5 protein-coding genes are annotated in these 6,363 nt (G+C 76.6%); 3 read left to right on the forward strand and 2 right to left on the reverse strand.

The features are described 5' to 3' along the window. Window positions 1-47 precede the first annotated feature (47 nt). Window positions 48-1,634 carry a serine protease gene (locus tag ACFU7Z_RS34140; RefSeq protein ID WP_380781827.1) on the reverse strand — a complete coding sequence of 529 codons (1,587 nt, stop codon included), beginning with the start codon at window positions 1,632-1,634 and terminating at the stop codon, window positions 48-50. 129 nt (window positions 1,635-1,763) lie between these two features. Here ACFU7Z_RS34140 and ACFU7Z_RS34145 point away from each other — a divergent pair, with 129 nt between their 5' ends. Both ACFU7Z_RS34145 and ACFU7Z_RS34150 read left to right on the forward strand, forming a co-directional pair. Further along, window positions 1,764-2,411 (forward strand): RNA polymerase sigma factor, encoded by a 648-nt coding sequence (locus ACFU7Z_RS34145; protein ID WP_375877149.1) that lies wholly within the window; start codon window positions 1,764-1,766, stop codon window positions 2,409-2,411. Beyond that, a complete protein-coding gene (locus ACFU7Z_RS34150; RefSeq protein ID WP_380781829.1) occupies window positions 2,408-3,541 on the forward strand; it encodes a CU044_5270 family protein in 1,134 nt (377 codons plus the stop codon). Before ACFU7Z_RS34145 ends, ACFU7Z_RS34150 begins: the two co-directional genes overlap by 4 nt. 111 nt (window positions 3,542-3,652) lie before the next feature. Here the strand turns inward: ACFU7Z_RS34150 and ACFU7Z_RS34155 are convergent, their stop codons facing one another. After that, a complete protein-coding gene (locus ACFU7Z_RS34155) occupies window positions 3,653-4,558 on the reverse strand; it encodes an NADP-dependent oxidoreductase (protein ID WP_380781831.1) in 906 nt (301 codons plus the stop codon). Between the two features lie 279 nt (window positions 4,559-4,837). Here ACFU7Z_RS34155 and ACFU7Z_RS34160 point away from each other — a divergent pair, with 279 nt between their 5' ends. After that, window positions 4,838-6,274, forward strand: a complete 1,437-nt coding sequence (locus tag ACFU7Z_RS34160; RefSeq protein WP_380781833.1) for an MFS transporter — start codon at window positions 4,838-4,840, stop codon at window positions 6,272-6,274. The last annotated feature ends 89 nt before the right edge of the window (window positions 6,275-6,363 follow it).

Here is a 6,363-nt window from a genome sequence, read left to right on the forward strand (position 1 = left end):
GGCCCGGGGGAGCGGGCAGGCACCGGCCGGTCAGCGGCGGGCGGGGGTCAGCGGGTGCGGTAGGCCTCGGTGATGGTCTGGTCGAGGGTGTTGCCGTCGGTGTCGGTCAGTTCGGCGCGCAGGGAGACGGCGGTGCCGGCCGGGGGGTTGTGGACGGTGACGGCGCCGGCGTCGACGGGGAGGCGGGTCCAGGAGGCGCCGCCGTCGGTGGAGGAGGAGACGGTGAGCGAGCGGACGCGGCCGTCGGCGGCGGCGCCCTGCACGGTGACCGGGATGCGCAGCGCGCTGCCGGCCGTCGCGGTGCCGGTCGGGTCGAGCCCGGGGGCGAACCGTACGACGCTGACCGGGAGCGTGGTCGGGGCGGCGGTGGTGGCGGAGGCGAAGGTCCAGGACGCGGTCACCCGGGTGGTCGCGCCGGCCGCGGCCTTGCGGGTCACGGTGGTGGCCAGGCGGTAGCCCGCCGTGCCCGGGGTGACGGTGAACTCGCCGCGCCCGGCCGCGTCGGAGGCGGCGCCGACCAGCACCCCGTCGCGGTACAGCGAGGTGTAGGCGGTGTCGAACGAGGGGGTCCACGGCACGTGGCCGTCGCCGTCGGCGAGCAGCGGGACGTCCGCGGTGATCCGGTCGCCGTCGCGGGAGACGGCGGGGCGGTCGGTGAGCGCGGGGCCGAAGACCGGGCCGTCGAAGGTCCGGGTGGTCGTGGCCCCGGCCCGTACGGCGACGCGGTCTTCGGTGTAGTAGGTCGGCCGGCTGCCGTCGGCGCGGGGGACGGTGACGCCGATGTCCCAGGTGCCGCGTTCGGGTGCGACGTGGAAGGTGGCGGTGCCGGGTGTGGTGACGCTCCGGGATTCGCCGATACTCGCTCCGTCGCTCGGCTGGAGGCTGACGAGCGCGGTCCCGGCGCCGCCCGGTCCGGCGGCGCCGCGGATGTTCACGGTGGCCAGCTCCTGCGCGGAGTAGTGCTTGCTGAGCCCGGTCAGCGCGCGGGTGCCGGTGGAGGTCCGACCGAGCAGGTAGCCGCCGGTGTCGGTGTCCCAGTTGACGTCGAACCACTGCTTGACCGCCCCGGCCTCGGTCTCCGGCCCGAGGTGGGCGACGCGCAGGTTCGGCGACCCGTTGGCGACGTTGACGGTCCTGGTGGCACCCTCGTGTGTGACCTCGACGAACATCCCGCTGTGCCGGAAGCGCGCGGACCCGTCCGGGGGCCGGACGTCGACGAGGGCGGTGGTCCGCGCGTCGACGGTGACGGTGGTGTCGTGGTCGAGGTCGAGGCGCGGCTGGACGATCCAGTCCGTCCAGATCGTCCCGCCCGGCTCCAGACCCGAGGTCAGGTTGCTGTCCAGCACGTACCGGCCCTTGGGCAGCCGCACGGTGGTGACGCCGGAGGGGGCGTCCAGCCGGACCGAGGTGTCGGCGCCGGGGCCGGAGATCCCGGTGACGCTGGTCCGGTACGGCGCGGTCGCCTGGCCGGCGCGGTCCAGGTGCCGGACGGTGAGGGTGTACGTCTCCGGCTCGGCGGCGAAGGCCGGGCCGCCGAGGGCGGGAGTCGAGGCGCCGGCCAGGGCGACGGCGACGGCCAGGGCCCGGAGGGCGTTCCGGCGGGGAACGGAGCGGGGAGCGGAAGCTGTGGTCATGTCCTGTACTGCTCGGAGGGGCACCGGAGTTCCTGTGAGCCGGGCCACATCCACGGTGGGTCGGGGCATGTGACGCACGTCACCGGAACCCGGGTGCCGGACCGGGCAGGGCAGAGTGTGGAAGCACTCATGAGAACGCGTCTGCGCCGCGGCGACCCCGACGTCCTGGGCGAGCTCTACGACGAGCACGCCCAGGTGCTGTACCGCTACGCCCTGCGCGTGACGGGCGACTGGGCGGAGGCCGAGGACGTCGTCTCGACGACCTTCCTGGAGGCGTGGCGGGGCCGGGAGCGGCTGCACCCCGACGGCGACGGCCTGCGCCCGTGGCTGCTGGGGATCGCGACCAACGTCATGCGCCGCAACGCCCGCGCCCGGCGGCGCCGCGACCTCGCGCTCGCCCGGATCCCGGAGCGCGGCGCCGTCCCGGACTTCTCCGACGACCTGGTCGCGCACCTCGCGGACGTCGAGGAGCTGCGGGCCGCGCGCCGGGCGCTCGCCCGGCTCCGGCGGCGCGACCGGGAGGTCTTCACGCTGGTGGTCTGGGCCGGACTGGACTACGCGAGCGCGGCCGAGGCGCTCGGCACGCCGGTCGGGACCGTCCGCTCGCGGCTGTCCCGGGCGCGGGCCCGGCTGCGCGAACTCACCGAGGCCGAGGCCAGGGCGGAGGCGAAGGTGAAGGCGAAGGCCGAAGCCAGGGCCCGCGCCGCCGCCCCCGCCCTGCCCGTACCGGGCCGCCTCCCCGCGCTCCGGCCGTCGACCCAGGAGAGCCACGGATGAACGCCACCCCACGGCGAGCCGCGCAGCGCCCGGCGTCCGAGGAGTCGGAGCGCCGTGAACTCGCCGGGCTGCTGCCTCCGCCGACGGTGCCCGGCCTGGACGCGGATCGCCAACTGCTGTTGAGGGAGGCACTGTTGCGCCAGGCCGCCGAGCCGCAGGGCCGCCCCGCTCCGCGAGCCCCGCTCCGGCGTCCGGCCGGGCGCTCGGTCCGGCGCCCGGCCAGGCGTTCGGCCCGGTTCCGGATCGCGGTGCCTGCGCTCGCCTGCGCCCTGGCGGTGGTCGGCGTCGTGGCGTCGGACCTCGGGGGCGCGGGAACGCCCGGGCGCGACCACGCGGCGGTGACGGGAGGCGGTCCGACCGGCGGCTCCGAAGCCGTACGGATGCTCGACCGCATCGCCCTCGCCGCCGCCGGATCGGAGCAACCGGCGGTCCGCGCCGACCAGTTCGTCTACATCGAGAGCAGGGTCGCCTACGCGGCGCAGAGCGCGGGCGGCGGCCCCGTGACGATGGCGCCCGCGCACACCCGGCAGGTGTGGCTGTCCGCCGACGGCAGCCGCCCCGGCCTGCTGCGCGAGGAGGGCGGGCCGGACAGCCGGCTCGGCGAGGACGGGCCGGTCCTCCACCTCGACCAGCCGGGGGCGACGGCCCGGCCCGAGGCGCCCGGCGGGGGCGGCGGCCCGTCGGTCGGCGAACCGACCCACGCCTTCGTCGCCGCGCTGCCCACCGACCCGGACGCCCTGCTGCGGCTGATCAGGGAGCAGACCCGGGGCCAGGGCCAGGACCCGGACCAGCGGGCGTTCACGGCGATCGGCGACCTGCTGGCCGAGACCTGGGCACCGCCGCAGGTCGCCGCCGCGCTCTACCGGGCGGCCGAGCGGATCCCCGGGGTCACGGTGGTCGCCTCGGCCGTCGACGCCGCCGGGCGCGAGGGCGTCGCCGTGGCCCGTACGGCGTACGGGCGGCAGACGCAGTGGGTCTTCGACCGGAGCACGTACGGGTTCCTCGGCGAGCGCACGGTCCTCGCCGAGGACGGCGACGCGGGCCCGGCCGGGACGGTGGTCGGCACCTCCGCGGTCCTCGCCCGGGCCGCCGCCGACCGCGTCGGTGAACTCCCGCCGCCAGTCCGGTAGTCCGGTAGTCCGGTGCCGGCCCACCCCGCCGGGTTCCTCCACGAGGGCCCCGGTGCGGTGGGCGCGGCCCGGCCGAGGGCCGCTCGCGGGTGAGGCGGCCGAGGGCGGCGGTCAGAACGTCACGACGATCTTCCCGGCCAGGCCGCCCTCGCGGAACCGCTCGTGCGCGGCCCGGATCTCCTGGAGCCCGTACGTGGCGTGCACCCGCGGCCGCAGGGCGCCGGCGTCGACGAGCCGGGCCAACTCGGCCAGCCCGGCGCCGTCCTCGCGCACCTGGTGGACGGTGGTGCGCACGCCCCGGGCGGAGAGGTCCGGGACGGGGCCGGCCTGGGTGGCGATCGAGGCGTAGCGGCCGCCGTCCGCGACCGCGTCGGTGACGAAGGCCCCGAAGGTGTCGAAGACGGCGTGGTAGCCGCCGCCCCGGAAGGCGGCGGGGTCGGTGGAGACGAGCCCCGCGCCGTGCTCGCGGGCGAAGCCGGCCTGGGCGTCCCGGGAGACCAGGGCGTCGACCTCGACGCCCCGTGCCCGGGCTATCTGCAGGGCGAGCCCGCCGACCGCGCCGGCGGCACCGGCGATCAGCAGCCGCTCGCCGGCGGACACCGCCAGCCAGTCCAGCGTCTGCAGGGCCGTCAGCCCGGGCAGCGGCAGCGTGGCGGCCTCGACCAGGCTGACCGCCCGCGGCGCGACGGCCACCGCCGCCGCGGGGAGGGCGACCAGGTCGGCCCAGGTGCCGCGGGTGGTGCCGAGTTGGTGGGACATGGCGATGACCCGTTCCCCCGCCTCCAGCGGGCTGTCGCCGCCGTCGACCACGACGCCGGCCAGGTCCCAGCCGAGCGTCGTCGGCAGCGGGGGAGCGCCCTCGCCGATGGCCCCCTCCCGGGTCTTGTCGTCGACGGGGTTGATGCCGCTCGCGACGGTCCGGACCAGCACCTCCCCGGGCCCGGGCACGGGCCGGGGGGTCTCGACGAGGTCGAGGACCTCGGGGGTGCCGAAACGGTCGATCTGGATGGCGCGCACGGAGGGCCCTTCACGAGGCGGGTGCTGACGCCTGGTGAAACCCCGCCGGTGGACGCCGGATTCCCCGCCTTCGCGGGCTGCCTCCCGCCGCCGGGCCCCGTTCCCCGCCGCCCCGGCTCCGTTGACTAAACCCTACCCCCCTAGGGTATGTTCTCGGTCGTCCTCACCGGGGTCGTCGACCGGCACATCCACCGTGCCCGTCCTGCGAGTTGACGATCCCCGGCGATCGCCGCGAGGCACCGTCCCCGGCCGATACCCCTCACAGACAGGGAGCAAGAGATGGCAACCGACAGCACCGGGCCCGACCCCCGGAGGTGGCGCGCACTGGCGCTGATCGCCGCCGCGCAGTTCGTGGTGATCATGGACACCTCGATCATCGGGGTGGCCCTGCCCAGGATGAAGGACGCCCTCGGCTTCGGCCAGGAGGACCTGTCCTGGGTGTTCAACGCGTACGTGGTCGCCTTCGGCGGCCTGCTCCTGCTCGGCGGACGGCTCTCCGACCTGCTCGGCGCCCGCCGCCTGTTCAGCGCCGGCTGGGCGGTCCTCGGCGCGGGCTCACTGCTCGCCGGCCTCGCCGGGAACGTGCCCACCGAGCTGGCCGGCCGCGGCGTCCAGGGCCTCGGCGCCGCCCTCATCGCCCCCTCGGCGCTCACCCTGCTGATGACGCTCTTCGGCGGGAACCCGAAGGAACTGACCAAGGCCTTCGCCCTGTACGGCGCGGCGGCCCCGGCCGGCGGCACCGCGGGCGTCTTCCTCGGCGGCCTGATCACCCAGTACGTCAGCTGGCCCTGGGTGTTCTACATCAACATCCCGGTGGCCGCGGTCGCGCTGCTCGCCACTCCCGCGCTGATGCCCTCCGCGCCCCGGCGCCGCGGCGGCATCGACCTCGTCGGCGCGCTCACCGTCACCGCCGGACTGGCCGCCGCCGTGTACGCCGTCGTCCGTGCCCCGGAGGCGGGTTGGGCCTCCGCGTCGACCCTGCTGACCCTGGCCGGCGCGGCCGTGCTGCTGGCCGCCTTCCTGGTCGTCCAGGGCCGGCGCCGCGAGCCGCTGATGCGGCTGGGCATCTTCCGGGTGCCGAACCTCGGCGCCGCCAACCTCGCCCAGTTCCTGCTGGCCGCGGCCTGGGTGCCGATGTGGTTCTTCCTGAACCTCTACCTCCAGCAGGTCCTCCACCTCGGCGCCTTCGCCAGCGGCGCGGCCCTGCTGCCGATGACCGTCGCCATCATGGGCATCATGATCACCCTGGCGCCCCGGCTGATCGCCCGCTTCGGCCCCAAGGCACTGGTCGTCACCGGCATGCTCGCCCTCGGCGCCGGCCTGGCCGGGCTCTCGCAGGCCCGCCCGGACGGCAACTTCTGGACCGACGTGCTGCCCGCCTCCCTCCTCGCCGCGACCGGCATGGCGCTCGCCTTCATCCCCTCCCTCGGCACCGCGATCTCCAGCGCGCCCCCGGAGGACGGCGGCCTCGCCTCCGGCATCGTCAACACCGGCTACCAGGTGGGCTCGGCGCTCGGCCTGGCCGCGATGACCGCACTGGCCGGCGCCCGGACCCCGGACGCCACCGTCCAGGGTCTGACCTCGGGCTTCTCCGCGGCCTTCCTCGGCGCCGCGGCGATCGCGGTGGCCGGAGGCCTGCTCGCGGCGGCCACCCTGCGCACCCCGCGCCCCGGGCGCCCGGACGCCGCCGGGACGAAGTCCGCGACGGCCGCGTGAGCCTCCCACCACCCCGTCCGCCCCGCCCGGGGCCGCGTCCACCGACGCGGCCCCCGACGGGCGGAACCCCCCCCGAGGAGCCCGCGAAG

This window comes from Kitasatospora sp. NPDC057518 (genome assembly GCF_042802075.1).
Classification (GTDB): Bacteria; Actinomycetota; Actinomycetes; order Streptomycetales; family Streptomycetaceae; genus Kitasatospora.

Excerpts from the sequence above, each read along its gene's own strand:
- ACFU7Z_RS34150 (WP_380781829.1), top strand. The coding sequence starts at position 2,408 with ATGAACGCCACCCCACGGCGAGCCGCGCAGCGCCCGGCGTCCGAGGAG.
- ACFU7Z_RS34160 (WP_380781833.1), top strand. The coding sequence starts at position 4,838 with ATGGCAACCGACAGCACCGGGCCCGACCCCCGGAGGTGGCGCGCACTG.
- ACFU7Z_RS34145 (WP_375877149.1), top strand. The coding sequence starts at position 1,764 with ATGAGAACGCGTCTGCGCCGCGGCGACCCCGACGTCCTGGGCGAGCTC.
- ACFU7Z_RS34140 (WP_380781827.1), bottom strand. The coding sequence starts at position 1,634 with ATGACCACAGCTTCCGCTCCCCGCTCCGTTCCCCGCCGGAACGCCCTC.